This window comes from Pseudogemmobacter sp. W21_MBD1_M6 (assembly GCF_052119585.1).
GTDB lineage: Bacteria > Pseudomonadota > Alphaproteobacteria > Rhodobacterales > Rhodobacteraceae > JBGQOJ01.
Map to the genome: position 1 here is coordinate 1 of NZ_JBGQOJ010000069.1, position 1937 is coordinate 1937.

A 1937-nucleotide genomic window follows, 5' to 3' on the forward strand; every position below is an offset into this window, starting at 1 on the left:
CGGCTGGCAAGGGGCTGAAAGGCGGCAGAATTACCCCCGGTGAATGGGAGCGACGGCGCGGGATGCGCTTGCGCTTTATCTATCGCCGGCGCGGCCCCAGCCTCCTGGTGGCCGAGGGGCGGCTGAATAGCCGCGGCCTCGGCGTGGCCTCGCGATCAAAGACTGGGCGCGGTGTCACAACCGTGCCGATCTTTCTCCTGGTGCCACAGGTCAAACTGCGCAAGCGGCTGGATCTGGCGCGCGATGCGAAGCGCGCGCAGGCCGCCGTGCCGGGGTTGATTGTGGCGCATTGGGTGGACAGCAAGGCCTAACGCCTTTCGTCACCACATTGCCCCTTTAGTTGGGGCGTTCGACAGGCATGGATCTGTCAATTGAAAACTTGAAGAACTCGTCAAACAATGGCGTTTTCCTGTAGAGCAAGCCATCTGGATTGGTCTTATCTGCTTCAACATCCACCGTTTCGATGAGACTGAACCATATAAGTGGCTGAAGAAAGACGACCCGCATGTAAGTGTGAAGTACCTTGAGTCGATAATCGAAGAACTGTTTGGGCGGTACAAAACAATACCGGGCAAGTTCTGAGGCGCTTCGAGGTGTTTCACCGACAACTGAAAGCCCCCAAAAAATAATCCCGGCCTGTTCGTGCACCCAAGGATGCGCGAGCTTTGTCAGAGTTCTGGGGTTCACTTTGGCGAATGTAGCTTCGAAGACTTTACGCACGAGAACGGTATCAATGCGGCCCTCAAGGAGGCTGTGCCCGAACTCGGTCACGGCAAGCCTGTTATTGCGTAATTCAATGAGCCCGGTGACGAACGCCAGCGCTTTCAAAAAATCCAGTGGACAAATGGTCTCTTCATGCAGCGGACGCTGAAGCCTATTGACCATTTCCATGTCGTATTTAGGCCAATGCGTTGTTGTCAGTAGCAGATCAAGGCTGTCCGACGTCATGGTTGCATCCGAATCCAGCAGAATTTTCTCTTCTGCAATCAGGGTCAGAAAAATATTCAGATTGCGGAAAATGGAAGAATTCCCGAGCGCGTCGATATTTTCGGCGTAGGCAAGCTGTAAAGGGGCTGCCACCGAGTTGAATGGGATCAATCCGTAAAATGCGTCTAATGGTGTTTGCAGCCAGACAGGATAGACATCCTCTAGCCATTCATAAAGCTCTGGAGGAAAGGGCGTCGAGATTCGTATGTCTGGCATTTCGGTCGCTTTCTTGTCGCTTAATTTGTCGATTTCTTGTCTCTTGAGGACTGACGCTAGCACATGTCCACTTCCCGCGAAACCATCCTCACCGCGCTGCAGGCGCGGTTGCACAGCATTCCTTATGTGACCGTCCTGCGCGGCGGGATCTTGCCGGAACGCGTGCCCGCCGCTGGGCTGCTGATCTTGCGTGACGGGGATCCGGGCGCGCCCGGCGTGACGCTGTCGCCGCTGACCTATCATTACCAGCACCGCGCCGAGATCGAGGCGGTGGTCCAGACGCCAGATCGCGACGCGGCCTTTGATGCCCTGTGCGCCAGCATCAGCACGGTGATCACTGCGGATCCCACCTTGGGTGGTCTGTGTGACTGGGTTGAGGCGGAAGCGCCGCAGCCGGTCGATCTGCCCGTGGAGGGTGCGGTGAGCCTGAAGGCGGCGGTCATTCCGATCATCCTGCATTACGCCACGGCCGACGCACTGGCCTGACCCACCACCCAACCGAAGGAGACAATCATGGCACGAGCCCAAGGGGCGCGGGCGCAGATGGCGCTGGCGTTCGAGACGACCTATGGCACGCCGCCGCTGGGCGGATACACGCGGATGCCCTTTGCCAGCACCTCGCTCGGATCCGAGCAGCCGCTGCAGGCGTCCGAGCTGCTGGGCTACGGGCGCGACCCGTTGGCGCCGCTGAAGGATGCGGTGACGGCGGACGGCGATGTGTCGGTGCCGATCGA

The 1937-nt window shown here is 58.4% G+C and carries 4 protein-coding genes; 3 read left to right on the top strand and 1 reads right to left on the bottom strand.

Going from position 1 to position 1937, the window contains the following annotated elements:
- Window positions 1-311 (top strand): DUF6441 family protein (locus tag ACEN2R_RS20855; protein ID WP_442044857.1); only part of this gene is annotated, 311 nt, incomplete at its 5' end.
- Between the two features lie 25 nt (window positions 312-336).
- On the opposite strand, the gene ACEN2R_RS20860 is transcribed toward ACEN2R_RS20855, so the two are convergent.
- Window positions 337-1266 (bottom strand): hypothetical protein, encoded by a 930-nt coding sequence (locus ACEN2R_RS20860; protein WP_442044859.1) that lies wholly within the window; start codon window positions 1264-1266, stop codon window positions 337-339.
- Between ACEN2R_RS20860 and ACEN2R_RS20865 the strand changes: the two genes are divergently transcribed.
- Complete coding sequence (locus ACEN2R_RS20865) at window positions 1267-1689, top strand: acyl-CoA transferase (RefSeq protein ID WP_442044861.1); 423 nt, start codon at window positions 1267-1269, stop codon at window positions 1687-1689.
- 27 nt (window positions 1690-1716) lie between these two features.
- On the top strand, window positions 1717-1937 hold a 221-nt coding region (locus ACEN2R_RS20870; RefSeq protein ID WP_442044863.1), incomplete at its 3' end, for a phage tail tube protein.

Bases quoted from the DNA above. Each gene is read 5' to 3' on its own strand.
- ACEN2R_RS20865 (WP_442044861.1), top strand. From the start codon at position 1,267: ATGTCCACTTCCCGCGAAACCATCCTCACCGCGCTGCAGGCGCGGTTG.